General features: G+C 76.9%; 1 protein-coding gene. It reads left to right on the top strand.

Annotated features, from left to right (window positions below; genetic code table 11):
• Positions 1-22: 22 nt before the first annotated feature.
• Positions 23-692, top strand: a 670-nt coding sequence (locus tag D7V97_RS43450; RefSeq protein WP_233583628.1) for a tetratricopeptide repeat protein, incomplete at its 3' end; no start/stop codon positions are given.

Below are 692 nucleotides of genomic sequence, written 5' to 3'. Positions count from 1 at the left end.
CTTCGACCCCGAGGCCGCGCCGGTGGGGGCCCCTCCCACAGGGAACGGCCTCGCGCTGCCGCACGTGCACGCCCGCCGCGTGGACCACGGGGCCCGCGCCCAGGGCCTGCGCGAGCTGGGTGACCTGTCCGGCGCCGTGACGGAGCTGCGCCGCGCGCTGCACGACGAGCCGGGTGACACCGAGGCCCTCGCGCAGCTCGCGCGCACTGCCCGGCTGGCCGGGGACACGGCGCTCGCGCTGGACGCCTACGCCCGGCTGGGGCAGGCGGAGCCCACCGACGCGGGGGCGCTGGTGCAGCAGGCGCGGCTGCTGGTGTCGCAGGGCCGCTTCGCCGAAGCCGTCCCCGTGGGGGAAGAGGCCCTCCTGCGCGACCCGGAGGACCCGGAGGTGTACCAGGTGCTCGGCCGTGCCCACCTGGGCGCGAACGAGCTCGGCTCCGCCATCCTGCGCTTCCAGCAGGCCGTGCACCTGGACCCGGAGCACGGCCACGCGCTCAACAACCTGGGCTTCGCCTACCTGCGCGCCAACGACAACGCCCGCGCCGTGGAGGTCCTCACCCAGGCCGCCGCCCTCCTGCCCCACGTCGCCTACGTGCAGAACAACCTGGGCGTCGCCTGTGAGCGCCTGGGCCGGCTGGAGGAGGCTCGCGCCGCCTACGCCGCCGCCACCCGGCTGTCGCCCCGCTACGTGC

It is taken from the genome of Corallococcus sp. CA053C (assembly GCF_003611675.1).
Lineage (GTDB): Bacteria > Myxococcota > Myxococcia > Myxococcales > Myxococcaceae > Corallococcus.
The sequence above is the reverse complement of the archived record's forward strand: the minus strand, read 5'-3'. Positions and strand labels throughout refer to the sequence as shown.